The following is a 26,264-nucleotide window of genomic DNA, read 5'->3' as shown; positions in this document are numbered from 1 at the left end:
GTAAAGGAGGAACAAGGCATGTCTAAAAATAACTCTGGATTTTCCAGAGAAGGCCGTTTTGCGAAAAGAAAGAGATCAAAAATAATAGCAACGATTTTGGCTAGTGCAGCGGCTTTATTAGTAGTCGTTTATATAATCCTGTTCACAGCTGGCGGAAGTGTTGCGCCAAATGAGACTCAAGATTCCGAAACCCAGTCACAATTCGCAGAACAGAATGATAGCAGTGGTGACTCAGAAGAATCAGAAGAACCAACTGAAGAATTAGAAGTGAGAGAAATAGAAGAGGAAAATGAAGACTCAGAAGAGAAAAACTCCGAAAATGATTCTTCAGAAGAAGATGAAAAAGAAGAGTCAGAGGAGAGTGAAAACGAATCTTCAGAAGTAAACGAGGAAGAAGAATCCGAAGAAGAAGAATCGGAAGAAGAATCTTCTGAGGAGGAGGAGTCCAGCGAAGACGAAGAAAATGATAATCGTCAAGTGGAAGAGAGTTCTGAAGAAAACGTGGATAGAGTAATCACAGGGGATTGGAGCCCTGTACAAACCAAACAAGACATATCTGGAGAACATAGAACAACTTATGATCCGAACTCTCAAGACTGGCAGGAAATCCTACAGGCGGCAAGTAAGGCTACAGGTGTAGATGTTGGAGCTATGACGGTTTGGAGAATAGAGAATGCAGGTAATGGACAGGTTCATGCAGCGATTTCAGATGGAGGGCAAGGACAGGTCCAGAGGGTGTTGATTGATTGGGAAGACGGAAAAGGATATCAACCACTTCAAGTAGAAGAATTAAATAACAATCCTTATTAATAAGTTAGGAGTTTGACTAATGGCAATAGGTATTATAGGCGCAATGGATGAAGAAATAGAATTACTGAAAAATAAAATGAAAATAAGGGAAGTCCATCATGTGGCTGAAAGCACCTTTATTGAAGGTGAATTGGCCGGACATTCTGTCGTTTTATTAAAATCCGGAATAGGAAAAGTAAATGCGGCTATTGCTACTACAATCCTGCATGAACGTTTTGATATCGGTAAAGTAATCAATACAGGCTCAGCTGGCGGTTTTGCGAAAGAGTTAGAAGTTGGGGACCTGGTCATTTCAACTCTCGTGACTCATCACGATGTAGATGTAACTGCATTTAAGTATGAATATGGCCAGGTACCCGGCTTGCCTGCGATGTACCCGGCCGATGGGGATCTTATTAATAAAGCTATGGATGCCGTTAACAAAACAGATGCAAATGCTAAAAAAGGAATAATAGCAACAGGTGATTCCTTTATGCAGGAGGAATCACGTGTAAGTTTTGTACGAGGGAAATTTCCTGAAATGATAGCAGCAGAGATGGAAGCAGCAGCCATTGCTCAAGTGTGTTACAAGTATGAAACACCCTTTGTAGTCATTCGAGCTCTCTCTGATATTGCGGGGAAAGAATCTTCTATATCATTTGATCAATTTCTGCCTAAGGCAGCTGACAATGCAGCTTCTATGATCGTCTCTATGCTAGAGTCGATAGACTAGTAGAAATTACCACCTCAAGACACCTCTAACTTATGTTACAATCATTCAAGTATAGGAGGTGGCTTGATGGACGCTAACAAGGTATTAGAAGGTAAATTAGCTGACTACAGAAGGTTCACCATGACATTGATTATATTGAGCGGTTATTTATATATCGGGGTGCTGATCAGCATATATGAGTATCATTCAACTTCATACTACTATTTGTTCGTACTCATCACATTGCTATTATCCACCGCCTTCTATTTTGTGAAAAAATTGAAGGTGCTTCAGCAAAAATTAAGGGAAGAATAGTCAAATCCACTGTGTCTCATATACACAGTGGATTTTTTATGTTTAAATTCTTTTTCTAAAATTAGTTCTAAAACAAGTTAGATTGGTGTTATGACTTCTGTTTATATCTTTCTAGAGCAGGGCAGGTCTCCCGGTATGGATGTTCGACTGAAAGCCAGTAAGTTTCTTTTTAGTTCTTCCATTGCACCAATACACACCGCTCATAACGGACAGCTTAACCTCAGTAGGATTTATCCTTAAACAGGGTTTATACTCAAGGAGAATTTCCATATTTACTCTGTTTATAAAATTCATGAAAAATCTTCATTAAAGCTCTCTTTTCAATTCTCGATACGTAGCTCCTTGAAATACCTAATTCTTTGGCAATTTCTCTCTGAGTTTTTTCATCTTCATCATGTAAACCATAACGGAAAACGATTACTTCTTTTTCTCTTTCATCAAGTACCGAAATATATTGTCTAATTTGAGCTATTTCCATATGAAGTTGAATTTCTTCCACAATATCAACGACATCTGCTTGCAAAATATCGAGCAGATTAAGTTCATTACCTTCTTTATCATGACCGATGGGATCTTGCAAAGAGATGTCTTTATTCATTTTTTTCGTAGATCTCAAATGCATAAGAATTTCATTTTCTATACAGCGTGCAGCATAAGTGGCGAGTTTCGTTCCTTTACCCGTGGAATAGCTTTCTATTCCTTTGATTAAGCCTATTGTACCGATAGATATCAGATCTTCAAAGTCCTCTTTTGTGTTTTCAAACTTTTTCACGATGTGAGCGACAAGCCTTAAATTATGTTCAATCAGCTTATCCCGGGCTTCTCTGTTCCCTTCCTTCATCAATTGTAGCTGCTTAGCTTCTTCTTCTTTGGATAAGGGGTTAGGAAACGCCTGATTCTTTACATATGATACAAAGAATATAGCTTCTTTGAAGAAATATAAGATGGAAGCTAACAAACTGCTCAAAAAACACACCTCCTCGCGTATTGGGCAACTGCCTACCACAAGTGTATGTCGAAAGAAGCATGGCCGTGCCTGTACTAAAGCAAATAAAAAAGCAGCCAGGTGAACTGGCTGCTTTTTTGCTTCATTATTTATTTTGTTTATAATCATCCTGTATGCTCTCTTCCCATAAAGGAACGCCGCTTTTATAAGCAGCTCTGCCAATCATGTGACCTGAAACAGGAGCAGTGAGTAGAATGAACAGAACACCCAGCAATAGTTTACCGCTGATGATGTCATGTTCCACGTACATGAAGATGAAGGCACCTATTAATATCCCTGCGACACCTAAAGTGGCACTTTTTGTAGCTGCGTGCAGGCGGGTGTATACATCCGGAAATCTTAATACTCCGATAGAACCGGAAATCAAGAAAAAGGTGCCTGATAATAAGAAAAAACATATGAGCAAATCAAAAACAATATTAATCCATGTCCCGCTCAATGATAACACCCTTTTCAATGAATTTCGCCAGCGCTACAGTTCCGATAAATAATAGTATACCAATCAATAAAATAACATCATTGAATTGTGTAGAAACAAGCAGGATGGCGATGATGCCTGCTAAGCCCATGATGTTCACTCCAAATATATCTAATGCGACCGCTCTATCAGGGTTGGTCGGTCCTTTGATGACCCGATAAAGCAAGATCATTACAGACAAGGAGACACCGATAATAGAGATAATTGCAGAGACTTGGATTAGTGATTGGGTAACTTCTAAAGTTTGCTCCATTACCGTGTCACCTCCATGATAGCTTTTTCAAACGTTTCTTTGATTTCCGTAACTGAGGCTTCAACATCTCGAATGTCCATAGCGTGTACATAAATTTTTGAGTAATCTTCACTCACATCTAAAGAAAGAGTTCCGGGAGTCAATGAAATCAAATTGGCAAGCAAGGTAATCTCCCAATTACTTTTCAGATCAATGGGAAGTTCAAAAATTCCCGGTTTCATATCTAATTTTGGCTTGTAAACGAGTTTTACGATATCGATGTTTGAAAGTAATAGTTCTCGGACAAAGAGTAAGATCAGCTTAATTACACTGAAAACCCTCTGCATGTAAAACGTGTCAGGGATGAACCTCTGTAGTACTACCAACATCAGGATACCAATCAGGTAACCTACAAAGAAAGTAGTAAAGTTATACGTTTCACTTAAGAACATCCACATGACAGCAATTATAATGTTGAGGACAATTTGATAAGGCATTAGCTGTCTACTCCTTTATTACAGAATCAATATAGATTTGCGGATTCATTAAATATTCTCCCATTTCTTCTACGGAAGGATAAAACCATTCAGCTCCAACGCCCAGAAGAACAGTAATTGATAGCAGGACCGCGATCGGCCAAGTCATACGGCGAGCTGCTCCGCTTCTTTCAGGGTGAGGGGGAGCATCCTGCTTTTCACCCCAAAATCCACGAATAAAGATTCTGATCATAGAGAATAAAATGAGCAGGCTCGAAACGAGTGAAGCGATGACTACCATTATTTCTTCTTGCGCCAACCCGCCCTGGATCAGAAGCAGTTTTCCTACAAAACCACTGAATGGCGGAATTCCCGCTAAAACAAGAGTAGCGATGAAAAAGAACCATCCAAGGACGGGATAATGGTGAATGAGTCCATTCATTTTTCTTAAGTCTGAAGTTCCCGCTACATAAGCGATGATGCCAACGAGCAGGAAGAGCGCTGCTTTAATTACCATATCATTAATCAAATAATAAATCGTGCCGCTAAGTGCTGTTTCTGAAAATATGCCTATTCCCATCATCATAAAACCGACAGCAGGAATAATATTATAAGCTACGATCAATTTGATATTGTTTGTAGATAATGCACCGATCACCCCAAAAATCATAGTAAATGCAGCTAAATATATGAAAATAGTGTGAGTAAGATCGGTTTCACCTACGAAGATCAAGGTGAACACTCTAAGGATCGAATAAATTCCAACCTTAGTAAGCAAGGCACCAAAAAGAGCGGAAACGACTGGATTCGGAACTATATACGGCCTTGGCAGCCAATAATACAAGGGGAAAACTGCTGCTTTCGTAGCGAAAACAAAGAAGAACAGCATGGCAATTGTTGTAAGGATCCCTTGTTGTTCGACTTCCTGCACCCTCTGAGAAACCTGAGCCATATTTACCGATCCCACGACAGAATACAAAAAGGCAATGGTCGTTACAAACAGCATGGATGAGAATAAATTAATTAATACATATTTCAAAGATTCTCTTAGCTGCGCTTTTCCATTTCCAAGTACAATCAACCCGTATGAAGCCATGAGAAGTACTTCAAAGAATACGAAGAGGTTGAATAAGTCTCCTGTAAGAAATGCTCCGCTGACACCACTGATCAGCATGAAAAAGAAGCTGTAAAAGAAGAAAGATTCTTGCTGCTCGGTCAGTGACTTTGGTGCATAGAATACACAGGCAGCAGCAACTATATTAGTGGTCAACACTAAAGTGATAGCCAGCATATCTCCAACTAGCACAATCCCGAATGGAGCTTCATAGCTTCCCGTTTCAAGGATGATCGTACCGTTTGTTGATATCATAAAAAGAACGACACTTACAAGCGCTAAATTGATCAGTGTGAAAACTTGAGACATGACTCGAACTGTTTTTTTCTTATTATTGAAAAAGGCCGTAATGATTGCTGCCAATAACGGCCATATAATTGTTAAAGCTAATAAATTACTCATAATCGTTTCCCCTCAATTGCTCCATATTGTCTGTCCCGTTAATCTTGGAGGCTCGATAAGCTAATACGAGCAGCAAGCTCGTCACCCCGAAACTAATGACGATAGAAGTTAAGATCAAGGCTTGCGGAAGCGGATCTGTATACTGGTCAATTCCATCCGTCAAAATCGGCGGCGCTCCTCTTTTAAGCTCTCCCATCGTCAAAATGAACAGGTGGGCACCGTGAGATATTAATGCGGTCCCGATTACGATACGGAGGAGCTGCTTTTGGAGGAGGTTATATACTCCTGTTGTGAATAAAGTACCGGCAAGGACTGCCATAATGATCTCCATGAGTTACTCCTCCTTATTCTTTCCACGTAATCGAATTAATGCGAAAATAGCCATCGCAGCAATTCCTAACACAGCAATTTCGAACAATGTATCTAATCCACGGAAGTCGACAAGAATGACGTTGACGATATTATCTCCACCGCCGAGCTTATAGGAATTATCTACAAAGTAACTCGACATAGAATCGAACATCTTATGACTGTGGGCAGAAATGGCTACCATTGTCATCAATAAACCGAAGCCGACCGATATGATCAAATTCATCGTTTTTGTTAATGATGATTCATTGTGCGGCTCAAGATTAGGCAAGTGGTAAAACACGAGTAAGAATAGGGCTACGGTTACTGTTTCGACGATAAGTTGGGTCAAGGCCAAGTCAGGTGCTCTGTAGAGCACAAACAACATCGCTAACCCGTAACCGACAACACCTAAGATCAGAATGGCAGCAATTCTGTTTTTAGCTATAATCGTACCTATTGCAGCAATGACCATGACGACTGCAATCAGTACTTCGTGCAGGGTCACCTCTGATAAGTTACCGAAATCTAGAGTAAACCCACCTGTAAGAGCCATGGTGCCGAAAGTTACTACAACTATAGCCACTAGTATCAAACGGACGTATCGCCCCAGTGAGCCGTTCATATAGCTGTTAGTAATGATAGTTGAATATCTTTCTGTGCGCTCGACTAGCCCGTCATAAAATGTGTTTAAACTTAGACGGCCTGGAACTGCGTTATAAATGGAAGCCCACTTCGGAATAGAAAGGTAAAGAATCGTTCCGAATACCAGTACAGTAATCGACATAATGAATGCCGGTGACAACCCGTGCCAATAATAAATATCTTTCACATTTTCACTTCCATAAGCAGCTGAAGCCGCATGCTCTATGAAAGGTTTGTTGATCAAATCAGGGAACAATCCGATGATGATGACACCAAGTACTAAAATAGCTGGTGAAACCAACATCCCCACCGGTGCCTCGTGAGGCTTCTTAGGAAGCTCATCAATGTTCGCTTTTCCTCGGAAAGTGCCGAAGAAGAAGTACATAGAATATACAAATGTGAAAATGCTTCCTAGTACGGCCAAGTAAGGGAATAAAGTCTGCAATGTTGCTGCAATGCCAGTAACAGACAAGTCCATAGTCACGGCAGCATCAAAAAACATTTCCTTACTATAGAATCCGTTAAGGAACGGAAACGGTACACCTGCCATCGAAAATGAAGCGATGACAGCTAAAGTAGCTGTAATTGGGAGAAATGTCATGAGTCCCCCTAATTTCCTAATGTCCCTCGAACCGGTTTCGTGATCTACTATTCCAGCAATCATGAACAAGCTGCCTTTAAAGGTCGCATGGTTCAAAATGTGGAAAACTGCAGCAAAAATAGCTGCTTTTGTACCGAAACCGAGCATAGCCATTATCATCCCGAGCTGACTGATTGTTGAAAAGGCAAGGATTCCTTTTAAGTCAGTCTGTCGCACAGCCATATAGGATCCCCAGCATAACGTGGCTATTCCGACTGCAGATACGATAATAAAGAACCACTCTGAAACAGAAAGCATAGGAAGAAAGCGCGCAACTAAGAAGATTCCGGCTTTAACCATAGTGGCCGAGTGTAAATACGCACTGACAGGTGTCGGGGCTTCCATTGCATCTGGAAGCCAAATGTGGAATGGGAACTGAGCAGATTTCGTGAATGCTCCTAATAGAATCAAGGTCAGGATGAGTGGGAAGAAGTCATGATTTAAAATCAATTCTTGCTGACTCATCATCTCCTGAATGCTTGCAGTTCCAGTAATTCCGCTCATGAACACTAAGCCGCCAAGTAGACTCAGACCTCCAAAGACTGTAATCAGCATGGATTTCAGAGCCCCATAACGAGAACCTTCCCTGTGATTCCAAAATCCGATAAGAAGGAATGATGATAGGGAAGTGAATTCCCAGAACGTATATAAAACGTATACGTTATCAGATAATACGATTCCTAGCATGGAACCCATAAATAATAAAAAGTAAACATAAAAATGTCCCAGTTGCTCCGATTTATGTAGGTAATAGATCGAATAAAATGCAACTAGGGAGCCTATTCCACTTATAAGTAAAATGAATAGTAAGCTCAAACCATCAAGATAGAATAAAAAGTTCATATCCAATGATGGTATCCAGGAATATTCTCTTTCAACAGGCTCGAATCCCGGTCCTATAAATCGTGCAAAATAAATAAAGATCACAACAGGTACAGCAGTAACGAAAAAACCTGTGTGAAGCTTGTGTTTCCACTTACTTAAAAATGGAATGAAAATAGCGATAATAAAAGGCAATAGTACAGCCAGTAGCATCTGGTTGATCCTCCCTCGAACTAAGATCCAGCATATTGTTATAGTTGGTTCACTCAATTGTAATCAAAAAACAGTCAAAGATTCAACTGAATACTCCTATAAACCATTTTATTGTTGTCCTTTTTCTCAAAATATATAAATATGAAGAAAATCGGAAACAGGTTATGTAAAAAAAATATTAAAAAAAAACGTCAAATCTGATTTGACGTTTTTCAACTAGGCCTATTTTTCCTGATTTTTCTATCAACCAACCATTGGGTTTGTTCGGTCTAATAAATGATAGAGTTTTCTATCAATGATTTCCCTTTCTATTTGGTTAATGAAATCTTTAGAAAGATTGAGTTGTATGGCTTTGTGGTAAGATTGTAATAACAGGGTATCAGATAATTGTTTCATCTTATTCTGCCGAATGGCAGCCACCTCCTGTTTAATATAGAGCTCGGAAGTTTTACTACTTTCCAACCATATCACGAGTTAATCATAGCCACAATAACCACCTTATCAACAGTGAAATGTAGATAAGTTTTCATGCTGAAGGAGGATGTTCCTGTTCTATAAAGTGTTAGGATGTGTGGAATGTGTGCATAAAGTTATCCACAAGGTCATTTATGTCGCGAATTGTCGAACGATTCTTGTGACATGTTAAAGAATATCAGGATTCTTTTGAAACACTGTAGGTTTTTGTATATGATAGGTAAGGGAATTTGTCGTTAAAGATGGGGTGAATAGAATGTTGAAAAATTTTCTTCCGAACGAACACGTGGATAGTGTGTATGACATTAATCCTCTCGTTTTGAAAGATAAAGGAATTAAGGGTGTCATTACAGATTTGGATAACACTCTTGTGGCTTGGGACAAGCCTGATGCTACTGAGGAGATTGTTGAATGGTTTCAACTTATGAACCGTCATGGTATTCAAGTGATCATAGCATCGAATAATAATGAAAATAGAGTCAAATTATTTTCTGAGCCATTGGATACAACGTTTATCCATAGTGCAAGGAAGCCATTATCCAAAGCTTTTAAAAAGGCTCAGAAGGAAATGAATGTTAAAAAAGATGAACTTGTAGTAGTAGGCGATCAAATAATGACCGATGTCTTAGGCGGTAATTTGGCAGGTATTCACACGATTCTTGTTGTGCCGATTGTTGAAACCGATGGCTTTATCACAAAATTCAACCGTAAAATAGAGCGGAGAATTCTTAAATGGATGAAACGTAAAGGCAAGATTGAATGGGAGGAGAATTCTAAAGATGACAACAGTTAAATGCCAAGGGTGCGGGGCAGTTATCCAAACCAGCGATCCAAATCTTCCAGGTTATGCTCCGGAATCTGCTTTAAGCAGAGAAGATATTATTTGCAAGCGTTGCTTTCGTTTGAAGCATTACAACGAAGTGCAGGATGTCCCTTATCAAGATGATGAATTTCTTGAGATGCTTAATCAAATCAGCGACAGCCGAGGTTTAGTCGTTCAAATTGTAGATATATTTGATTTTAACGGTAGCTTTATACCGGGTATGAAGCGGCTGACAGGTCAAAATCCTGTCCTCCTCGTAGGCAACAAAATGGATGTGCTGCCTAACTCTGTCAATCCGAGAAAAGTGAAACAGTGGTTAAGATCAGCTGCTAAAGACCAAGGATTGATCGTAGAGGATGTTTTTCTCATTTCTGCTCAAAGAGGAGAAGGAATCGAAGCTTTGTCTCAAGCAATTGAAAAGCATAGGAATGAGCATGACGTCTACGTAGTAGGTACGACGAATGTAGGAAAATCTACATTCATCAATAAATTGATCCAGCAGACTTCCGGGGTTAAGGACGCTATCACTACCTCTTACTTCCCAGGAACTACGTTAGGTTTTATTGATATACCACTTGATGAACGGACTTCTTTATACGACACACCAGGGGTTATCCATCGACACCAGATGGCTCATTATGTTTCAGACCAAGACCTTAAAACAATAACGCCTAGAAAAGAAGTAAAGCCAAAAGTGTATCAGCTAAACGAAGGACAAACATTGTACTTCGGCGGACTGGCTCGGCTTGATTTTGATTCAGGTGAAAGATCTTCTTTCATTTGTTACCTATCCAATGAATTGGATATCCATCGGACAAAGCTAGAGAACGCGGATGAATTGTATAGAAATCACTTAGGTGGTCTTCTTTCACCTCCAGATGAGGAAACAATGAAGTCCCTTCCTGAACTGAAAGCACAAACATTCAGGTTACCTGAGGGTAAGACAGATATTGTTTTTTCAGGTTTAGGATGGGCTACTGTGCCGGAAGGAAATATTACGGTTACAGCTCACGTGCCTGCAGGAGTTAAAGTATCCCTGCGCCAATCATTAATTTAGGAGGCGAAAGATGATGAAACTCGGTCTTATTGGTTATCCTATTGGCCATTCTTTATCGCCATGGATTCACAACCAGCTTTTAGAATCTCAAAATTTAGAAGGTAGTTACCAGCTTTACGAAATAGAACCTGATAAATTTGAGGAGAATATAAAAAGTTTAAAGAAAGAAAACTTAGAAGGCTTCAATGTGACTGTACCTTATAAAGAACAAATCATCCCGTTTTTGGATGAAATTGATCAGGCGGCTGAATTTCTAGGAGCTGTAAATACGGTTAAAGTGGAAGACGGAAAATGGGTCGGATACAATACTGATGGAATAGGCTATTTCAGTTCAGTAACTTCCAGATTCGATAATACGTTAAAGGATACGTCTAAGGTATTAATATTGGGCAGTGGAGGAGCCGCCCGCGGTATCTACCATGCTTTTCTTCAAAAAGGTGTACGTCAGGTTGATATTGCGAACCGCACAGTTCAAAAAGCTGAACAGATTATAAAAGAATTGAATGGAGAAGAATTTTCTGAGCCATTAACCATTCAAGAAGCTGGTAATAGAATCAGTGAGTACGATGTCGTCATCCAAACCACTTCAGTCGGGATGTCACCAAATGAAAATCAATCCATCATTGAGTTCGACGATATAAAGGAAAATGCATTATTCAGTGACATCGTCTATCGGCCAATGAATACCAAATTTCTTAAACGAGCAGATGAGCTAGGTGCTTTTCTCCACTATGGCCATGAAATGCTGCTTCATCAAGCCATTTATGCGTTTAAGATTTGGACCGGCAGAGAACCAGAATCTAGTGAACTTATAGAGAAATTCGAAAACGTATTAAAAGGAGAATAGCATGTTAACAAGTAAAGGTAAGAAATATTTACGTAAGCAATCTCATGACATCCAGCCTATCTTTCAAGTAGGAAAGGCAGGAGTCAATGACAACATGACTACACAAATAAGTGAAGCTCTTGAAAAAAGGGAGCTGATCAAAGTAAGCATTCTACAAAACAATTTTGATGATAATCAAGCTGTAGCAGATGAAATCGCCAGCCAAACAGGAGCACAAATTGTACAGGTGATCGGAAATACCGTTATCCTTTATAAAGAATCTGTCAATAATAAACAAATCAATCTACCATAGAGGAGATTTAAAATGAAAAGGATTGGATTGTTAGGAGGGACTTTTGATCCGCCCCATCTAGGTCATATGATCATAGCTGAACATATCCGGGAAAACCTGGAATTAGATGAGGTCTGGTTCATTCCTTCCCATCTTCCACCCCATAAACAAGAAGCTGCGGTATCAGCAGAGGATCGCTTGCAAATGGTGAAGAAAGCCACTGAAGGAAACCCTCACTTTTCCGTTTCTGAAATTGAACTGAATCGTGAAGGCAAGTCTTATACAATTGATACGATGAAAAGCCTATTGAAAGAATACCCTTCAGACGAGTTTTGTTTTATTATCGGCGGCGATATGGTCCAGTATTTAGACCGCTGGCACAAAATAGAAGAATTAAATGAACTCGTACAGTTCGTAGGTGTCGGCCGCGAAGGGATTGCACTCGATTCTCATTTCAATGTGAAGATGGTGGAAATACCTCGTATAGATATATCGTCCTCTATGATAAGACAAAGGTTGACCGATAAAAAATCAATACGTTACCTTATTCCTGAAGGAGTTTTTCACTTTATAAAGGAGAACGCTTTGTATGAATTTAAACCGTGATCAGCTACTGGAATTCGTAAAACCTCATTTGAAAAAGTCTCGATACGAACATACGATTAGAGTGACTGATACTGCATTGGAACTTGCCAGGAAATATGGAGCTGATCTGGCTCGTACAGAAAAAGCTGCTATTTTACACGATTTTGCAAAAAATAAAAGTAAAGATGAGTTGAAACAATGGATTTTAAAAGACCAGCGACTTCCAAAGGATCTTTTGTATTATCATCATGAACTATGGCATGGTCCTGTAGGGGCCTTAATGCTTGAAAAGGAAATCCAGCTTAAAGATAAGGAAGTCCAATCAGCTATTGCCTGTCACACGAGCGGTAAGAAAGATATGAGTACTTTAGATAAAGTCGTATTTTTAGCTGATTATATCGAGCCGGGACGTAAATTTTCGGGCGTCGAAGAAGTAAGGGAGTTAGCTGAACAAGACTTGGATAAGGCATGTCTGCAAGCTCTGATCAACACGATACAATTTTTAATGAAAAATAAAAGTTCAGTTTATCCAAATACGTTTCATGCATATAATCAATTAGTATAAGGATGTTTTTAAGGAACCTGAATGAAAACGGGAGGAATAATATGGAAAGTAGAGAGTTAGTGACCGTCGCGGCTAAAGCATGCGATGAAAAGCGGGCACACGATATAATAGTATTGGATATGGCTGACGTTTCATTAGTAGCTGATTACTTTTTAATTTGTGAAGGGTCTAATGAGCGTCAAGTTCAGGCTATTGCCAGAGAAGTAAAAGCGCAGGCAGAAGAAAATGGAATCGAAGTGAAACGGATGGAAGGATTTGATAAAGCTCGCTGGATCCTTGTAGATTTGAATGGTGTAGTTTGTCACATATTCCATAAAGATGAGCGTCATTATTATAACTTAGAACGCTTATGGGGAGATGCTTCTACTGTAAGCTTAGAGGGGATTGAAGGTTGAGTTATCAACAAATAGCTGAAGTCTACGACCGGCTCATGCAGGATGCACCCTATGAGAATTGGGAGGCGTGGACGAAGAGAGTCATTAATTCCTATCACCCTGATACAAATCGCATTCTTGACCTTGGCTGTGGTACCGGGGAAATCACTCTCCGTCTAGCGGGTCATTATCAAATGACAGGAGTTGATCTGTCTGAGGATATGCTTGCTGTCGCTACTTCAAAGGATAATGCGAAAACCGTTCAATGGCTTCGACAGGATATCACGCAATTAGATGGGCTCTATGGCTTTGACTGCGTTTTTTCATTTTGTGACGTACTGAATTATATAACTGATGAAAAAAAGCTTGAGGACGTTTTTATACGTGCGTATGATGCTCTGAAGGCGGATGGGCTGTTTTTATTTGACGTACACTCAGTTGAACATATCGTTCAGCATTTATATGGACAAACTTTTGCCGAAGTGTACGACGAAATTTCTTATATTTGGTTCTGTGACCCTGGTGAAAGTGAATATTCCCTCGTTCATGATCTGACGTTTTTCGTCCAAAATAACGAAGGTCACCATGTTAGGTTTGATGAAACTCATTTTCAACGAGGATATTCGACAGAAACCTTGAAGCAGCTTCTAAATAAAGCTGGTTTTGATATTGAAAGTATAACGAGTGATTTTTCTAATGAACTGAATGAAACAGGCGACAGGCTTTTCTTTGTATGCCGCAAGAAAGAGAGGGAGCTGTAATATAGCTCCCTTTTTTCATGCAGGAAAATCCGTCTCAGTGTCGAATACTATAAATTAATGGATAATTTATCGCGATAATGTTTATAATGAGTCGCTTGAAACATGTTAATGAACGTATCATCTATATTTTCTTCCAGAGCCACGAGCCCTTCTCCCGTAACTCCACCTTTAACCGTAACTTTTTCGATAAGTTCCGGAAGGCTGAATATTTTTTTATCTAAAAGCGTGCCAAGTCCGATAATCATTTCTTCGACCAATTGGGTTCCTTGATCTTTAGAAATCCCTCCTACGGTTTGAGCAGCTTCAATCATATTTTGGAGCAGAAAGCCAATAAAAGCTGGACCGCAAGAAACAATATCAGAAGCCACACGAATATTCTCTTCATCCACTTCAATCGGTTTAGAGAACTTTGAAAAAGTGTCTAAAAGTTCGGCTCGATAGGTGGGGGCAACGCGTTCCCCGAATGTAAATAGACTGACCCCGGCGTGGGCTCTATTCGTGATTGAGGGTACGATACGAACGATTTGGCAGTTCAGTACTTTCTCTAGTTCCTGCACAGAGACGGGACTAGTGATTGACACTATGCATTGGGAGGGGGTTGGCACAAAGTTTTGAAGGACATCTTTATAGTGATGGGGTTTCACACAAATGAAAACAATATCACTGTTAGCAGCAGTCTCCGCAATATCTTCAACAACTGTTAAGCCATTGAAAACTTTCTGCAATTTTTCTGCTTTATCCTTCGTACGATTATAAATCGTAACTTGTTCTTCATTAACCCCTCCGCTGGAAATCAACGCATGAATCAGCATACTACCCATATTACCTGTCCCTATGATTCCATAACGCATGGAAATCTCCTCCTTATCGTTTACCTAATTACTTTATTCACTGAAAAATGAATTATGAAAGGAGATTGGCTTATTTTGCTATTACTAAAACGTTATGGCTGGGTTTTAATTGTTGTGCTCTTTTTTGTAATTGTGTGGCGGGTAAACCCTGAAGAAGAGGCAATGATTGTAGATGAAGCCTCAGCAGATCCAATGTTGGAGGAGCAATCCACAGCAGATGGAATTTCTGGCCAAGATGTTAAGTCAGGATGGGTTGTCGTTGATGTCAAAGGAGAAGTCGTAAATCCGGGAATATATGAGATGGATCAAGGCACCAGAGTGAATGATGCTATAAATATGGCAGGGGGTATGACAGAGAGAGCGGATGAGACGAGCGTCAACCTCGCACTTAAAGTACAAGATGAAATGGTCATTTTAGTGTCAGAGAACGGAGTAGAGACAGATGAAGAGTTGGTTGAGGAAGAATATTCCAGTTCTTCTAAGCCGTCAGATTCTCTTGTCAGGATTAATCAAGCTACCTCTGAAGAGATTCAAGTCTTACAAGGAATAGGACCTTCAAAAGCGGACGCCATTGTTCAATACCGGGAAGAAAATGGATGGTTTAATAATGCAGAAGACCTTCTGGAGGTTTCAGGAATAGGTGAAAAAACGCTAGAACAAATAAAAGAAAAAATACAAGTTCCGTAGCGTTGATTGACGTCGATTTTCTCTAAGAGTAAACTAAATTATAAATTAATGATGGGGGCGGTAGTTTTATGGAACGTATTTCTTGGGACCATTATTTTATGGCTCAGAGTTATTTATTGAAAACACGAAGTACTTGCGAAAGATTAGCTGTAGGGGCCGTTATTATACGAGATAAACGCATGATTGCAGGTGGATACAACGGAAGCGTCTCAGGAGGCGTTCACTGTATCGATGAAGGCTGTTATGTCATAGATGGTCATTGTGTACGCACGATCCATGCAGAGATGAATGCATTGCTTCAATGTTCCAAATTCGGTGTAGCGACAGAGGGGGCTGAAATATATGTCACTCATTTTCCTTGCTTACACTGCACAAAAGCCATAATTCAGGCGGGAATTAAAGCTGTGTATTACAGTGAAGATTACCGCAACCATCCATATGCTATTCAACTGTTTGAAGATGCCGGAGTTGCTATGATTAAGGTTGACCATAGCTTAGGAACGGCAGAAGAACTGTTGGAGAAAGGCAGCTTAGTGGATGAACTGATATCAAATTTAGAAAAGAGCAACATCGATGAGGAAAAGGTGGCTGTATTAAAAGAACGGGCCAACGATCTTTTTCACGTCCCGCTGCAAAAAAATTATGAGAGGTAACCTCCACTTAATAGTATTTGCGTTGATCATGGGCGGGTTGTTTACGATAAGCGACAGAGAAATGCAATTCTTCTTTATAATATCTTTTACAGCATGGTTATATTACCTTATTACTGCCTGGACTTGGAGAGGGATTTTAATTTCCTTCTTCATTTTCGGCACTTTCCTTTTCACTCCTCAAGTTGGCCCGACCTACCCGCCAACAAACAATTTAGAAGGAACTATATCCTCGCCACTGACAGAAACCCCATCATATTTTCGAACTACCCTCTCAATAACTGATAGTCATCAAAAAGCGATTGTACAATACTTCAAAAATGATGAAGCCGATAGTGAGTATGACCAATTGCGCTCAGAGCTAAGATTGGGAGCTTCATGTATAGTGTTCAGTGAATATCAAGCACCTGAGTCAGCCAGGAATCCGGGACAGTTTGATTATCAGAAGTATTTAGAGCATCAGAACATTTTCTATGAGGTTACGCTAAGTACTTCTGATGAAATTATATGTGAAGGATCCTCAGTGCTTCAGACTGCATATGACCTTAGACAAAAGTTAATCCAGAGAGTAGAGAGTTCAATGAATGATCAAACGTTCATGTGGGCTTCTGCACTTGTGTTTGGTGATACTACCCTTTTGCCTCCCGAGACGGTGGACTGGTTCAGGGATTTTAACGTCTCCCATTTATTGGCTATTTCGGGTCTCCACGTAGGTTTATTCATAGGGGGAATGTTCTTTTTTTTATATCGTTCAGGTGTGACCACCCTTGAACAGTCAAGATGGCTGCTGCTCGTTATCATTCCTGTCTATGCGTTCATTGCCGGTGCCGCACCTTCAGTTCTTCGATCGTCTATAATGGCGGTAGTCATATTGTTTTTGGTTCAGATGAAGGTTCGGGTCAATATAACTGATGTTATATCTTTTGTCGCTTTAGTTCTTCTTCTTTCTTCACCGCATTACATCCATAATCTCGGTTTCCAATTTTCATTTCTGGTAACTTTCGCTCTGATTTTATCCACCTCGATTTTTAAGGAGAAGCATCCGTTAATAGTATCTGTAGAAATCAGTTTGATCAGTCAATTATGCATCCTCACTTTGCAGCTTCATCACTTCTATCAATTCAATCCTTTATCCCTCCTCGCCAACTTCATACTGGTGCCTTATTTTTCATTGCTGATTATACCCATACTAATCTTATTAGTACTTATATCTATATCCCTTCCTTTGTTAGGTGTGGAATTATCTGAAATATTTGTTTCGGTGCACAGCACAATATTCGACTTTCTCATGAATCATTCGGATTTCTTTAACATTCAATGGGTTGTAGGAGAAATAGAAGGGGTCTGGGTATGTGCGGGTTTTATTTTTTTTACACTAATGATGAAGAACTGGATTCTTGCCCGTTTATCTCGTGCCTTTAGTTATGGAGTGCTATTTGTGCTGCTGCTATTCACTTATTCATTGAAGCCTTATTTCAGTAGTGAAGGGTATGTAACTATGCTGGACGTTGGACAGGGAGATGCCTTTGTCATTGAATTGCCTTATCGTCGGGGAGTTATCATGATTGACGCCGCTGGTCCTCCATTTTTTTCTGGAAACGAAGACCGAATAGCTGAACAAGTCATTTCTCCTTTTTTAAAAGCAAAGGGTATATCGGAATTAGATGCAATAATCATTTCGCATAAAGATCAGGATCATAGTGGCAGTGTGGAAGCGTTATTAAAGTCATTCGTTGTAAAAAACGTTTTTGTAAATCCGTATGATGAGAAAGAGATTGAGCGGGAAAAAACGATTCAAGCGGGCCAAAGTCTTACCTTTGGAGAAACTTCATTTCAATTTTTACATCCCAGTAAAGACTATTCAGATCCAAACGAAAATTCGTTGATAGCTTTTGTAGAACTAGGCGGGATGTCCTGGTTGTTTACAGGTGATATTTCTGAAAGTGTGGAGAAGGATATATTAGAAAGATATCCTTCGTTATCAAGCGAAGTGTTAAAGGTGGGGCATCATGGAAGCAACACGTCGACATCAAAAGAATGGCTGAGTCGTTTAAATCCGTCGGTTGCTCTGATCTCTGCAGGAAAAGAGAATCGTTATGGTCACCCTCATGAAGAAGTGGTTAGTTTACTTGAAGATCACAACATTACCATACTCAGAACGGATACTCATGGAGCTGTCACATATAAATTCAGCGGAGAAAGTGGAACGTTTTCGACTCATTTACCGTATAATGCGAAAAGAAAATAAAAAAAGACTGCTACTAAGCAGTCCATTTCAATCAATATGTACTATTGTCCAATGATGGAAAATAATACGCCTATACCAAAAATGACGAAGAAGAAAACAAATGAAAAAACAAACCCTAATCCAGAGTCAATTACGTCATTCGTCTTAGATTGAATATCCTTTTTAAATTCATTCATTGTTACCCCTCCTATATCCACTTTCATTATAATTGATTGATCATCAAAAATCCACAAACTGAAAAGATTGAACAAATTCTTTTTCTGCCTATAAGATTGCCTCATCTAGATAAAGTTGTCAAAGATATTTCTGCTCTAAAAGGTCACACTATACACATGAGGGAAACAACATCGTTTACTTTCTAGGCATCCCGGGGCTGTGAAGGTGGCGTTTATATAGATTATTGCGGTGGTGGAATTTTGACAGAAGTGCTGAACAGCAATAAAATAAAACACGAATTCCTTTTATAAGGGACACCACCGCAACTTTTTTTACTGGAAAGGAAGGCGACAAAGTGGCCAAATCGATCTATTTATTATATGGAACTGAGAGTTTTTTAATACAGGAGCAGAAGCAGAAATTAATTGAAAAGACGCTGGCACCTGAAGACCGCGAATTTAACATTTCGCAATATGATCTAGAAGAATCACCGATTGAGGATGCCATAACGGATGCAGAAACCTTTCCATTTCTAGGAGATAATAAAGTAGTCATCGTCTACAATCCTGTATTTCTTAAGGCCAAGCCTGATTCACTGCCATTTGAACACGATGTTGATGCACTGCTCAAGTATATAGAGAATCCCGCTGATTATAGCAAACTAATCATCATCGCACCTTACGAGAAAGTGGATGAACGGAAGAAAGTGTTTAAGCAGCTGAAAAAACATGCTGAAATAATAATGTGTCAAGCTGTAAAAGAGTGGGATATCGATAAATGGATTCAGTCCATTGCTAAAGATTTACATATTACTGTGCCCGAATCCATTCACGAATTGTTCGCACAGGAAGTAGGAACGAACCTTATGGCACTGCGCCAGGAAATGGAAAAGCTTGCGCTGAACTTGGAAGAGGGAGGTGTCGTCACAAGAGAGCTCGCTGAAGAGTTATTGTCACACAGCTCTGAAACTTCTGGGCTGAAAATGGTGGATGCCGTTATGGAAAGAGATTTAGGAAGGGCAGTAACCTTATTTAAAGATTTATTGAAAGCGAACGAGGAGCCGATTTCATTGGTGGCTTTATTAGCTTCACAGTTTCGCATCATCAGTCAGGTGAAAGTGCTTAAACAAAAAGGTTACGCTCAAAATCAAATGCGTGAATATGTTAAAGCTCATCCCTTTGTCATCAAAATGGCTTTGAAAAGGGAACGTGCTTTCTCGATGAAAGAGCTGAACAGCATCATGAATGAGCTGGCGGAAACTGATTTTGTTATGAAGCAGGGAAGGATGGACAAGGTACTTGCTTTCGAAATGCTTCTATATCAATTGATCCATATTAAAAAGCGTCATGAAGTTTCTTCAGTCTAATGTAAGAAAGAACTCTCCTATAAGGGAGTTAATTTGAAACTGAATGGAAATTTAACAGACTCATTGTATAAAGAAAACAGGGCTGTCCCAAAAGTCTAAGAAATAGACTATTGTGGACAGCCCTGTTTGTTCAATAAAATACGACCCTTTGACAAGGATCGCAGGTGTTGGTCATAAAAAACTGATCGCAATTATAGAGCGTTAACTTTTTTTGAAAGGCGAGACTTTGTACGGTTCCCGTTGTTTTTGTGAAGGGCACCGCGTTGAACAGCTTTGTCAATTTTCTTGATAGCTGTGGAAAGTGCTTCTTTCGCTTGATCCGCTTCATTGTTAGACGCTAGCTTATCCACACGTTTAACTGCCGTACGCATATCAGATTTGAATGCTGCGTTCAGTTCACGAGCTTCGCTATTTACACGTACACGTTTTTTAGCTGATTTAATATTAGGCATTGTTTCACCTCCTAGGTAAAAACATCAAACTCGTTCATGTCGAACAAGAGACATTTTACCAAAGCAGCGCGTTGTTTTCAACATGTTTCTATATCTTGAACTGAATAGGATGGTAAAACAAAGGAAAAATAATGGGATAAGGAGGATTAAACCCATGAACAATCAAGACAATTTTTCAGTTCGTACGGATTTAGCATTGGAAGCTCAAGAGATGAATGTGCACCCTGAAGAAAAACAAAGCGAGAAAAACGATGGTGTTTCAGTAAGTGAAGAAACGATCGATGATATTACCCTCACTCATGTTCAGGTGGATGAAGAGGGGGCGGAAAGAATAGGTAAGAAAGCAGGACACTATATTACATTGGAATCCCTGGCTATTCGAAAGCAGGACACGAATATGCAGGTTAGGTTAGCCACATGCTTATCCCATCAATTAAAAAGAGTGATGGAACTTTGCGGTATAAAGAAGATGGACAGGTGTTTGATCGTCGGTCTGGGTAACCACAATGTAACCCCTGACGCCATCGGTCCGCTTGTCATGAATGAGGTCGTAGTCACCAGTCATTTGTTCGAATTGCAGCCTGACACGGTAGCCGAGGGTTATCGGCCGGTCTCAGCCGTCTCCCCTGGAGTAATGGGAGTAACAGGAATAGAAACCAGTGACATGATCCATGGAATCATTCATGAAACCAAACCAGATTTCGTAATTGCGGTAGACGCTCTTGCATCAAGATCAATAAACAGGATTAACGCAACCATTCAAATTTCTGATACCGGTATCCATCCAGGCTCGGGAGTAGGTAATAAAAGAAAGGAAATCAGTCAGGAAACGTACGGTATACCTGTGATTTCTATAGGCGTACCTACAGTTGTCGATGCTGTGACAATTACGAATGACAGCATTGACTACATTCTTATGCACTTTGGCAGAGAATGGGCGGATAAAGATCGTCCTGCAGGAGTCCTCTCCCCTTCAATGAATCCGTTCGAAAGAAAAACTCTGACGGAAGAAGATATGCCTAATGAAGAGCAGAAAAAAGCCGTGCTGGGTATGCTTGGCCAATTAGGATTAGAAGAGAAGAAACAATTGATCAAAGAGGTGCTGACCCCGCTTGGTCATAATTTGATGGTAACTCCAAAGGAAGTTGATTCTTTTGTGAATGACATGGCTTATGTGATCGCCTCTGGTATCAACAGTGCTCTTCATGATGCGATTGATGATGGTGAAGCATCCTCTTATACGAGAATTTAATATAAAATGAGATCCCGCGTTCTATGATTATCCCTTCTCACATAGGATTTACTAGAGTCCATACTAGGGGGAATAGAACGATGGGATCTATTCAGAAATTTAAGAAGAAACATTCCAATCTATTTAAAAGGTGGTCTGTATTTGCGGCAGGTGCTATGGCTATTCTATTACTGCTTTTTATTGGCATCGGCTTGCTTACCGGAGCCAAATCTACATATAAACTTTATTCCACTACTATTCAGAATTTCACTACACAGGTCGAAGGAAGCTCTTTCCTCTATTTATTTGAAATGGAGAATCGATTATTTAAACAAGCTCATCCTGATGAATCCAAACTTCCAGGGTTATCGTCTCTTTCATTCCAATTATTCACGAGTATTAAACCTCATGACTTACGAAGTCTTCTTGGCAGAGAAATTCCCGGTTTGTCGGCTTACAATAGTGAAATTGTAATTGCCGGAGAAGGAACAGATTATACGAACCTGCCATTTGAATCACAGCCTCCATTAGATGTGGTATTAGAGGATCGGGAAGCTGTCGACGATGGAGACTCAAACGAATCAGAAAAAGAACCTGCCCCAGAGGGAGAAGGGAAAACCATCAAAGAGAATTCAGTTTTCATTTATCATACGCATAACAGGGAATCGTATTTTCCGCATTTACCCGAAGGAACTACGGATGCTTATCACGATGAAGTCAATATTACCAAAGTAGGGGATCGATTAGGAGAGGCTCTTGAACGTCACGGAATTGGTGCCCATGTGGATCATACGGATATAACGACGACAGCCCTGGAAAAAAGTGTGGATTACTATGATGTCTCTAGAGGCGTCGTCCAGGAAGCGATGGCTTCAAACGATCGGATAAAATACCTTTTTGACTTGCATCGTGACAACGTTCCACGGGATATTACTACGAAAGAGATAAATGGTAAAACTTATGCCCGCACGATTTTTGTAGTCGGTGCTAAACATCCCGATTACGAAAAGAACCTGAAGATAGCGACAGACCTTCATAAATTGTTAGAAGAGTCATATCCAGGTTTGAGCCGAGGTGTCTTAACGAAACAAGGTAGTGGTGTCGACGGAAAGTACAATCAAGATTTATCTGGAAATGCAGTGCTCATTGAATTCGGGGGAGTGTACAACGATTTGGATGAAACATATTTGACTGCGGATGTCATTGCCGAAGTGTTCAGCGAATATTACTGGCAGGCTGAGAAAGTTTCGAGTGATGAATAAAGGAGACCTAAAATGAAAGGTTTATTTATTACAATGATTGGTTTGATCTTATTTGTTTCAGGTTCTCTTTATGGGATCAGCCAAACTCCGACTCCGGTTGAAGAAAAAGTAGTGGAAGTTTCCGATCAGGAGGCATGCCTCCCTGAAGTGAATGCTGAGGAGGCGCCTTTGATTGCCAAGTTTGCTTACGGTTTGGGAGAAGGGGTAAGCCATGGGTTCGATTTTATTTTAATACTCCTTTCCGGCTTCTTCGGCGGTTAATAATGTAACGTTGCTTGTACTTAAGATTGAATCGTAGCTCTGCTATTGCTATAATCATCCTAGATAGCTGTGCCGAAATTAGTAGGAGTGATATGATGACAACAAGATCAAATCAGGACAGAGTTCGTAACTTTTCGATTATTGCCCATATTGATCATGGGAAATCGACGTTAGCCGACCGGATCCTTGAAAAAACGAATGCACTGACTCAAAGAGAGATGAAAGAACAGTTTTTAGATGCCATGGATTTAGAACGAGAACGTGGGATCACTATAAAGTTGAACGCTGTCCAGCTTAATTATAAAGCTAATGACAATCAGGATTATACGTTTCATTTAATTGATACCCCTGGACACGTCGATTTTACATATGAAGTGTCTCGGAGTCTTGCGGCTTGTGAAGGAGCCATCCTTGTGGTGGACGCTGCCCAAGGTATTGAAGCTCAAACATTGGCGAACGTTTATTTAGCATTAGAGAACGACTTGGAAATCATTCCAGTCATTAATAAAATTGATTTGCCTGGTGCAGATACAGAGCGGGTTAAGCAAGAAATTGAAGATGTCATCGGGATAGATGCATCAGATGCTATACTTGCTTCTGCTAAAGAAGGTGTCGGGATCGATGAAATTCTAGAAAGAATTGTTTCTGATATCCCAGCTCCCGACGGGAATAAGGATGATCCTTTAAAAGCATTAATATTCGACTCTTTATATGATTCATACCGAGGAGTTGTCGCCTATACTTGCGTAAGGGAAGGTTCAGTTAAAATAGGCGATACAATCAAAATGATGGCTACTGGAAAAGAATTCGAAGTGAATGAAGTGGGTGTTTTCAGACCTACCCCTACACCTTTAAAAGAACTGAACGTAGGAGATGTCGGCTATTTAACAGCATCCATTAAAAATATTGGTGACACTCGAGTGGGTGATACGATTACCCATGCGAAACGTCCAGCTGAAACTCCATTACCTGGTTATAAAAAAATGAATCCTATGGTGTTTTGTGGTCTGTACCCTGTTGACGCCAGTAATTATAACGACTTACGAGACGCTTTGGAGCGGCTGGAGCTCAACGATTCTTCACTGCAGTACGAGCCTGAAACTTCACAAGCTTTAGGGTTTGGTTTCCGCTGCGGATTTCTTGGCATGCTCCACATGGAAATCATCCAGGAGCGGATAGAGCGCGAGTATAAAATCGACTTGATTACAACAGCGCCGAGTGTTATTTACAGCGTGAAACTTACGGACGGAAGTGAAATGACCGTCGACAACCCTTCTATGATGCCTGACAATCAGAAAGTCGAAGAAGTGCAGGAGCCTTTTGTTAAAGCGACCATCATGGTTCCGAATGATTACGTAGGGCCAGTAATGGAAATTTGCCAGAGAAAACGTGGGAACTTTATGGACATGCAGTACCTCGATGACAATCGAGTAAACATCGTGTATGAGATTCCACTCTCTGAAATCGTCTATGACTTCTTTGACTCGCTGAAGTCTCAAACTAAAGGGTATGCTTCGTTTGACTATGAATTAGTAGGGTATCGCTCTTCTAATCTTGTGAAGATGGATATTCTGCTTAACGGGGATACAATTGATGCATTATCATTTATAGTTCATCGTGATTTTGCGTATGACAGAGGGAAGGTTATTGCTGAGAAGCTGAAAAAACTTATTCCTAGACAACAATTCGAGGTTCCTATTCAAGCTGCTATCGGGAATAAGATCGTGGCGCGGACTACGATTAAAGCTATGAGGAAAAACGTGCTTTCTAAATGTTATGGTGGTGACATTTCCCGTAAACGTAAATTGCTTGAGAAGCAAAAAGAAGGTAAAAAACGAATGAAGATGGTAGGATCTGTAGAAGTTCCACAAGAAGCATTTATGTCTGTATTAGAAATTGACGAAGATTAATACGTTAAGGCAAAGACCGCAGGAGCTTTTTCTTGCGGTTTTCCTTTTGAAAGGTTGAGCAGCATGAACATTTCATCAGCATATATTCATATCCCGTTTTGTCAGCAAATATGTCATTATTGTGACTTCACCAAATTCTTTTATAATGAAAGATTGGCCGATGAGTACCTGGAAGCTTTAGAAAAAGAAATTCATACGTATATTCCTCATGAAAAGGCAGTAGTGCAAACCATTTTTGTTGGTGGAGGAACACCGACTGCTTTGACAGCTGAACAACTGCATAGGCTGCTACTCATGATCGAAAACCATTTTATGATAGATCAGTGTAAAGAATACACTTTTGAAGCTAATCCTGGAGACCTTGATTTAGAAAAAGTAAAATTACTGAAATCTTTCGGTGTTAATCGTATATCCCTCGGTGTTCAAGTTTTTGATGATGACATGTTAGAGAAAATCGGAAGAATTCATAAGGTTAAAGATGTTTATACAAACGTAGATCGGTTAATACAAGAAGGGTTGACGAATGTCAGCATCGATCTCATGTATGCACTTCCCGGTCAATCAGTAGGTGATTTTGAACGTACAATCGATGAAGCCATGCAGTTTGATTTACCACACTACTCTTCCTACTCTTTACAAATTGAACCGAAAACCGTGTTTTACCAGCGTTATAATAAAGGAAAACTTATCAAACCTCCGGAGGAAGAGGAGGCGGAAATGTATGAGATGCTGCAAAGTAAACTGGCCAGCCGTGGTGTTAAACAATACGAAATCAGTAATTTTGCTAAGCCTGGTTATGAGAGTCAGCACAATTTGACATACTGGAATAATGAATATTATTTCGGAATAGGTGCAGGGGCCCATGGTTATCTACCAGGAAAGCGAACGATTAACATTCGTCCACTGCCTGCTTATGTCAAACAAGCGATGGCTGATGGCCGTCCGATTCTTCACGAGGAACCTGTAGGGGTTAAAGAACAAATGGAGGAAGAAATGTTTCTTGGTTTGCGAAAGGCTGAGGGCGTTTCTATGGACCGCTTTGAAAGAAAGTTTGGCCGCTCTATACATGATGTGTTTGGTCAAGCGATACCCGTACTTAGAGAGCGAGGATTACTCCTTGAGTCGAAACGTCATATTCTTTTATCTGAGAAAGGTAAGCTGCTGGGTAATGAAGTGTTTCAGGAATTTTTGTTGGATTAATAAAAATCAAAGTAAATTCATTGACATCCATTATCGCTTTT

31 protein-coding genes are annotated in these 26,264 nt (G+C 40.0%); 20 read left to right on the top strand and 11 right to left on the bottom strand.

Translation table 11 applies throughout. The features are described 5' to 3' along the window. The first annotated feature begins 18 nt into the window (after window positions 1-18). The 3 genes from O2Q26_RS03185 to O2Q26_RS03175 all read left to right on the top strand — a co-directional run bounded on the left by O2Q26_RS03185 (window position 19) and on the right by O2Q26_RS03175 (window position 1,816). Window positions 19-810 carry a YrrS family protein gene (locus O2Q26_RS03185; RefSeq protein ID WP_289214521.1) on the top strand — a complete coding sequence of 264 codons (792 nt, stop codon included), beginning with the start codon at window positions 19-21 and terminating at the stop codon, window positions 808-810. Between the two features lie 19 nt (window positions 811-829). Next, window positions 830-1,522 carry a 5'-methylthioadenosine/S-adenosylhomocysteine nucleosidase gene (mtnN, locus tag O2Q26_RS03180; RefSeq protein WP_289214520.1) on the top strand — a complete coding sequence of 231 codons (693 nt, stop codon included), beginning with the start codon at window positions 830-832 and terminating at the stop codon, window positions 1,520-1,522. A 66-nt stretch (window positions 1,523-1,588) separates the two neighbouring features. After that, complete coding sequence (locus O2Q26_RS03175) at window positions 1,589-1,816, top strand: YrhC family protein (RefSeq protein ID WP_253934376.1); 228 nt, start codon at window positions 1,589-1,591, stop codon at window positions 1,814-1,816. Window positions 1,817-2,069: 253 nt separating this feature from the next. Here O2Q26_RS03175 and sigK read toward each other — a convergent pair whose 3' ends face one another. The 8 genes from sigK to O2Q26_RS03135 form a co-directional block, all read right to left on the bottom strand. Beyond that, on the bottom strand, window positions 2,070-2,783 hold the full coding sequence (gene sigK / locus O2Q26_RS03170; RefSeq protein ID WP_253934375.1) for an RNA polymerase sporulation sigma factor SigK: 714 nt from the start codon (window positions 2,781-2,783) through the stop codon (window positions 2,070-2,072). Window positions 2,784-2,907: 124 nt separating this feature from the next. Beyond that, on the bottom strand, window positions 2,908-3,261 hold the full coding sequence (mnhG, locus tag O2Q26_RS03165) for a monovalent cation/H(+) antiporter subunit G (RefSeq protein WP_289214519.1): 354 nt from the start codon (window positions 3,259-3,261) through the stop codon (window positions 2,908-2,910). Further along, window positions 3,242-3,553, bottom strand: coding sequence for a monovalent cation/H+ antiporter complex subunit F (locus O2Q26_RS03160; RefSeq protein WP_289214518.1), 312 nt, complete (start codon window positions 3,551-3,553; stop codon window positions 3,242-3,244). The genes mnhG and O2Q26_RS03160 overlap by 20 nt, the downstream gene beginning before the upstream one ends. Further along, window positions 3,553-4,029: a Na+/H+ antiporter subunit E gene (locus O2Q26_RS03155; RefSeq protein ID WP_289214517.1), complete on the bottom strand. Its 477-nt coding sequence runs from the start codon at window positions 4,027-4,029 to the stop codon at window positions 3,553-3,555. Before O2Q26_RS03155 ends, O2Q26_RS03160 begins: the two co-directional genes overlap by 1 nt. A 7-nt stretch (window positions 4,030-4,036) precedes the next feature. Further along, window positions 4,037-5,524, bottom strand: coding sequence for a Na+/H+ antiporter subunit D (locus O2Q26_RS03150; RefSeq protein ID WP_289214516.1), 1,488 nt, complete (start codon window positions 5,522-5,524; stop codon window positions 4,037-4,039). Continuing rightward, complete coding sequence (locus O2Q26_RS03145; RefSeq protein WP_253934370.1) at window positions 5,517-5,855, bottom strand: Na(+)/H(+) antiporter subunit C; 339 nt, start codon at window positions 5,853-5,855, stop codon at window positions 5,517-5,519. The genes O2Q26_RS03150 and O2Q26_RS03145 overlap by 8 nt, the downstream gene beginning before the upstream one ends. Window positions 5,856-5,858: 3 nt before the next feature. Further along, window positions 5,859-8,192, bottom strand: a complete 2,334-nt coding sequence (locus O2Q26_RS03140; protein ID WP_289214515.1) for a Na+/H+ antiporter subunit A — start codon at window positions 8,190-8,192, stop codon at window positions 5,859-5,861. Window positions 8,193-8,435: 243 nt separating this feature from the next. Continuing rightward, window positions 8,436-8,588: a sporulation histidine kinase inhibitor Sda gene (locus O2Q26_RS03135; RefSeq protein ID WP_253934557.1), complete on the bottom strand. Its 153-nt coding sequence runs from the start codon at window positions 8,586-8,588 to the stop codon at window positions 8,436-8,438. A 334-nt stretch (window positions 8,589-8,922) separates the two neighbouring features. Between O2Q26_RS03135 and O2Q26_RS03130 the strand changes: the two genes are divergently transcribed. Genes O2Q26_RS03130 through O2Q26_RS03095 form a run of 8 tightly spaced genes read left to right on the top strand, consistent with a single transcriptional unit; the run spans window position 8,923 to window position 13,949 of the window. After that, window positions 8,923-9,459 (top strand): YqeG family HAD IIIA-type phosphatase, encoded by a 537-nt coding sequence (locus O2Q26_RS03130; RefSeq protein ID WP_253934369.1) that lies wholly within the window; start codon window positions 8,923-8,925, stop codon window positions 9,457-9,459. Next, window positions 9,446-10,546, top strand: a complete 1,101-nt coding sequence (gene yqeH, locus O2Q26_RS03125; RefSeq protein WP_289214514.1) for a ribosome biogenesis GTPase YqeH — start codon at window positions 9,446-9,448, stop codon at window positions 10,544-10,546. The genes O2Q26_RS03130 and yqeH overlap by 14 nt, the downstream gene beginning before the upstream one ends. Before the next feature lie 10 nt (window positions 10,547-10,556). Next, the gene (gene aroE / locus O2Q26_RS03120; RefSeq protein WP_289214513.1) at window positions 10,557-11,393 is read left to right on the top strand and encodes a shikimate dehydrogenase; all 837 of its coding nucleotides are present in this window, start codon (window positions 10,557-10,559) and stop codon (window positions 11,391-11,393) included. 1 nt (window position 11,394) lies between these two features. Next, window positions 11,395-11,685 (top strand): ribosome assembly RNA-binding protein YhbY, encoded by a 291-nt coding sequence (yhbY, locus tag O2Q26_RS03115; protein ID WP_289214512.1) that lies wholly within the window; start codon window positions 11,395-11,397, stop codon window positions 11,683-11,685. 12 nt (window positions 11,686-11,697) lie between these two features. Continuing rightward, on the top strand, window positions 11,698-12,270 hold the full coding sequence (locus O2Q26_RS03110) for a nicotinate-nucleotide adenylyltransferase (protein ID WP_289214511.1): 573 nt from the start codon (window positions 11,698-11,700) through the stop codon (window positions 12,268-12,270). Further along, a complete protein-coding gene (gene yqeK, locus O2Q26_RS03105) occupies window positions 12,254-12,814 on the top strand; it encodes a bis(5'-nucleosyl)-tetraphosphatase (symmetrical) YqeK (protein ID WP_289214510.1) in 561 nt (186 codons plus the stop codon). The genes O2Q26_RS03110 and yqeK overlap by 17 nt, the downstream gene beginning before the upstream one ends. A gap of 41 nt (window positions 12,815-12,855) precedes the next feature. Next, the gene (gene rsfS, locus O2Q26_RS03100; protein ID WP_289214509.1) at window positions 12,856-13,209 is read left to right on the top strand and encodes a ribosome silencing factor; all 354 of its coding nucleotides are present in this window, start codon (window positions 12,856-12,858) and stop codon (window positions 13,207-13,209) included. Beyond that, window positions 13,206-13,949, top strand: a complete 744-nt coding sequence (locus O2Q26_RS03095; RefSeq protein ID WP_289214508.1) for a class I SAM-dependent DNA methyltransferase — start codon at window positions 13,206-13,208, stop codon at window positions 13,947-13,949. Before rsfS ends, O2Q26_RS03095 begins: the two co-directional genes overlap by 4 nt. A gap of 47 nt (window positions 13,950-13,996) precedes the next feature. Here the strand turns inward: O2Q26_RS03095 and comER are convergent, their stop codons facing one another. Continuing rightward, on the bottom strand, window positions 13,997-14,800 hold the full coding sequence (gene comER / locus O2Q26_RS03090; RefSeq protein WP_289214507.1) for a late competence protein ComER: 804 nt from the start codon (window positions 14,798-14,800) through the stop codon (window positions 13,997-13,999). Window positions 14,801-14,875: 75 nt separating this feature from the next. On the opposite strand from comER, the gene O2Q26_RS03085 reads away from it, so the two are divergent. The 3 genes from O2Q26_RS03085 to O2Q26_RS03075 all read left to right on the top strand — a co-directional run bounded on the left by O2Q26_RS03085 (window position 14,876) and on the right by O2Q26_RS03075 (window position 18,385). Further along, entirely contained in the window at window positions 14,876-15,487 is a 612-nt protein-coding gene (locus tag O2Q26_RS03085; RefSeq protein ID WP_289214506.1) for a helix-hairpin-helix domain-containing protein, read from the top strand. Between the two features lie 68 nt (window positions 15,488-15,555). Further along, window positions 15,556-16,140: a ComE operon protein 2 gene (locus tag O2Q26_RS03080; protein ID WP_289214505.1), complete on the top strand. Its 585-nt coding sequence runs from the start codon at window positions 15,556-15,558 to the stop codon at window positions 16,138-16,140. Next, window positions 16,130-18,385: a DNA internalization-related competence protein ComEC/Rec2 gene (locus O2Q26_RS03075; RefSeq protein WP_352232197.1), complete on the top strand. Its 2,256-nt coding sequence runs from the start codon at window positions 16,130-16,132 to the stop codon at window positions 18,383-18,385. The genes O2Q26_RS03080 and O2Q26_RS03075 overlap by 11 nt, the downstream gene beginning before the upstream one ends. A gap of 41 nt (window positions 18,386-18,426) precedes the next feature. On the opposite strand, the gene O2Q26_RS03070 is transcribed toward O2Q26_RS03075, so the two are convergent. After that, window positions 18,427-18,561 (bottom strand): YqzM family protein, encoded by a 135-nt coding sequence (locus O2Q26_RS03070; protein WP_253934358.1) that lies wholly within the window; start codon window positions 18,559-18,561, stop codon window positions 18,427-18,429. A 335-nt stretch (window positions 18,562-18,896) separates the two neighbouring features. Here O2Q26_RS03070 and holA point away from each other — a divergent pair, with 335 nt between their 5' ends. Then, window positions 18,897-19,907: a DNA polymerase III subunit delta gene (holA, locus tag O2Q26_RS03065; protein ID WP_289214504.1), complete on the top strand. Its 1,011-nt coding sequence runs from the start codon at window positions 18,897-18,899 to the stop codon at window positions 19,905-19,907. A 191-nt stretch (window positions 19,908-20,098) separates the two neighbouring features. Here the strand turns inward: holA and rpsT are convergent, their stop codons facing one another. Beyond that, window positions 20,099-20,359, bottom strand: coding sequence for a 30S ribosomal protein S20 (rpsT, locus tag O2Q26_RS03060; protein ID WP_253934356.1), 261 nt, complete (start codon window positions 20,357-20,359; stop codon window positions 20,099-20,101). Between the two features lie 154 nt (window positions 20,360-20,513). Here rpsT and gpr point away from each other — a divergent pair, with 154 nt between their 5' ends. The 5 genes from gpr (at window position 20,514) to hemW (ending at window position 26,223) form a co-directional block, all read left to right on the top strand. Further along, window positions 20,514-21,611: a GPR endopeptidase gene (gene gpr / locus O2Q26_RS03055; protein ID WP_289214503.1), complete on the top strand. Its 1,098-nt coding sequence runs from the start codon at window positions 20,514-20,516 to the stop codon at window positions 21,609-21,611. Window positions 21,612-21,691: 80 nt separating this feature from the next. Next, on the top strand, window positions 21,692-22,852 hold the full coding sequence (spoIIP, locus tag O2Q26_RS03050; protein WP_289214502.1) for a stage II sporulation protein P: 1,161 nt from the start codon (window positions 21,692-21,694) through the stop codon (window positions 22,850-22,852). Window positions 22,853-22,864: 12 nt separating this feature from the next. Then, entirely contained in the window at window positions 22,865-23,113 is a 249-nt protein-coding gene (locus O2Q26_RS03045; protein WP_289214501.1) for a hypothetical protein, read from the top strand. A gap of 95 nt (window positions 23,114-23,208) precedes the next feature. Then, window positions 23,209-25,023, top strand: coding sequence for a translation elongation factor 4 (gene lepA, locus O2Q26_RS03040; protein WP_289214500.1), 1,815 nt, complete (start codon window positions 23,209-23,211; stop codon window positions 25,021-25,023). A gap of 63 nt (window positions 25,024-25,086) precedes the next feature. After that, on the top strand, window positions 25,087-26,223 hold the full coding sequence (gene hemW, locus O2Q26_RS03035) for a radical SAM family heme chaperone HemW (protein WP_289214499.1): 1,137 nt from the start codon (window positions 25,087-25,089) through the stop codon (window positions 26,221-26,223). The last annotated feature ends 41 nt before the right edge of the window (window positions 26,224-26,264 follow it).

It is taken from the genome of Halobacillus campisalis, from assembly GCF_030345335.1.
Classification (GTDB): Bacteria; Bacillota; Bacilli; order Bacillales; family Halobacillaceae; genus Halobacillus_A; species Halobacillus_A campisalis.
Note: the sequence above shows the minus strand (reverse complement) of the source record. Positions and strands in the feature narration are given on the sequence as shown.

Bases quoted from the DNA above. Each gene is read 5' to 3' on its own strand.
- O2Q26_RS03185 (WP_289214521.1), top strand. From the start codon at position 19: ATGTCTAAAAATAACTCTGGATTTTCCAGAGAAGGCCGTTTTGCGAAA.
- mtnN (WP_289214520.1), top strand. From the start codon at position 830: ATGGCAATAGGTATTATAGGCGCAATGGATGAAGAAATAGAATTACTG.
- O2Q26_RS03175 (WP_253934376.1), top strand. From the start codon at position 1,589: ATGGACGCTAACAAGGTATTAGAAGGTAAATTAGCTGACTACAGAAGG.
- O2Q26_RS03160 (WP_289214518.1), bottom strand. From the start codon at position 3,553: ATGGAGCAAACTTTAGAAGTTACCCAATCACTAATCCAAGTCTCTGCA.
- O2Q26_RS03155 (WP_289214517.1), bottom strand. From the start codon at position 4,029: ATGCCTTATCAAATTGTCCTCAACATTATAATTGCTGTCATGTGGATG.
- O2Q26_RS03150 (WP_289214516.1), bottom strand. From the start codon at position 5,524: ATGAGTAATTTATTAGCTTTAACAATTATATGGCCGTTATTGGCAGCA.
- O2Q26_RS03145 (WP_253934370.1), bottom strand. From the start codon at position 5,855: ATGGAGATCATTATGGCAGTCCTTGCCGGTACTTTATTCACAACAGGA.
- O2Q26_RS03140 (WP_289214515.1), bottom strand. From the start codon at position 8,192: ATGCTACTGGCTGTACTATTGCCTTTTATTATCGCTATTTTCATTCCA.
- O2Q26_RS03135 (WP_253934557.1), bottom strand. From the start codon at position 8,588: ATGAAACAATTATCTGATACCCTGTTATTACAATCTTACCACAAAGCC.
- O2Q26_RS03130 (WP_253934369.1), top strand. From the start codon at position 8,923: ATGTTGAAAAATTTTCTTCCGAACGAACACGTGGATAGTGTGTATGAC.
- yqeH (WP_289214514.1), top strand. From the start codon at position 9,446: ATGACAACAGTTAAATGCCAAGGGTGCGGGGCAGTTATCCAAACCAGC.
- aroE (WP_289214513.1), top strand. From the start codon at position 10,557: ATGATGAAACTCGGTCTTATTGGTTATCCTATTGGCCATTCTTTATCG.
- yhbY (WP_289214512.1), top strand. From the start codon at position 11,395: ATGTTAACAAGTAAAGGTAAGAAATATTTACGTAAGCAATCTCATGAC.
- O2Q26_RS03110 (WP_289214511.1), top strand. From the start codon at position 11,698: ATGAAAAGGATTGGATTGTTAGGAGGGACTTTTGATCCGCCCCATCTA.
- yqeK (WP_289214510.1), top strand. From the start codon at position 12,254: ATGAATTTAAACCGTGATCAGCTACTGGAATTCGTAAAACCTCATTTG.
- rsfS (WP_289214509.1), top strand. From the start codon at position 12,856: ATGGAAAGTAGAGAGTTAGTGACCGTCGCGGCTAAAGCATGCGATGAA.
- comER (WP_289214507.1), bottom strand. From the start codon at position 14,800: ATGCGTTATGGAATCATAGGGACAGGTAATATGGGTAGTATGCTGATT.
- O2Q26_RS03080 (WP_289214505.1), top strand. From the start codon at position 15,556: ATGGAACGTATTTCTTGGGACCATTATTTTATGGCTCAGAGTTATTTA.
- O2Q26_RS03075 (WP_352232197.1), top strand. From the start codon at position 16,130: ATGAGAGGTAACCTCCACTTAATAGTATTTGCGTTGATCATGGGCGGG.
- O2Q26_RS03070 (WP_253934358.1), bottom strand. From the start codon at position 18,561: ATGAATGAATTTAAAAAGGATATTCAATCTAAGACGAATGACGTAATT.
- rpsT (WP_253934356.1), bottom strand. From the start codon at position 20,359: ATGCCTAATATTAAATCAGCTAAAAAACGTGTACGTGTAAATAGCGAA.
- gpr (WP_289214503.1), top strand. From the start codon at position 20,514: ATGAACAATCAAGACAATTTTTCAGTTCGTACGGATTTAGCATTGGAA.
- spoIIP (WP_289214502.1), top strand. From the start codon at position 21,692: ATGGGATCTATTCAGAAATTTAAGAAGAAACATTCCAATCTATTTAAA.
- O2Q26_RS03045 (WP_289214501.1), top strand. From the start codon at position 22,865: ATGAAAGGTTTATTTATTACAATGATTGGTTTGATCTTATTTGTTTCA.
- lepA (WP_289214500.1), top strand. From the start codon at position 23,209: ATGACAACAAGATCAAATCAGGACAGAGTTCGTAACTTTTCGATTATT.
- hemW (WP_289214499.1), top strand. From the start codon at position 25,087: ATGAACATTTCATCAGCATATATTCATATCCCGTTTTGTCAGCAAATA.